Here is a 297-nt window from a genome sequence, read left to right as displayed (position 1 = left end):
GGCGATCCCGTCGCTTCGCATCTGGTCAATCGATTGAGCTGGAAATTGTTGTTTCGTGGCCGACCACTGGGCGGTCATGCCGACAGTGACGAAAGGCGATGACGAGTCGAAGCGTTGGCGACAATCAATCAGCGTATCCAAAGCAAGTCGCCGGCGGTTCGACTGGTCATCGCCGCCGATACTTCACAATGGGCGTTTGCAATTCGCAAGCGTCTCCATCCCCGGCAATCGAGCGTTGCCATTCGCAAATCGTTTGATCGTGAAGTAGATTGGCTTTGGCCGCGAGAGAAGGGCGTT

At 55.9% G+C, this 297-nt stretch carries 1 protein-coding gene; it reads left to right on the top strand.

What is annotated here, in order from left to right:
- Positions 1 to 114 precede the first annotated feature (114 nt).
- On the top strand, positions 115 to 297 hold a 183-nt coding region (locus NHH03_RS00225), incomplete at its 3' end, for a hypothetical protein (RefSeq protein WP_253153581.1).

Source organism: Stieleria tagensis (assembly GCF_024129865.1).
Classification (GTDB): domain Bacteria; phylum Planctomycetota; class Planctomycetia; order Pirellulales; family Pirellulaceae; genus Stieleria; species Stieleria tagensis.
The sequence above is the reverse complement of the archived record's forward strand: the minus strand, read 5'-3'. Positions and strand labels throughout refer to the sequence as shown.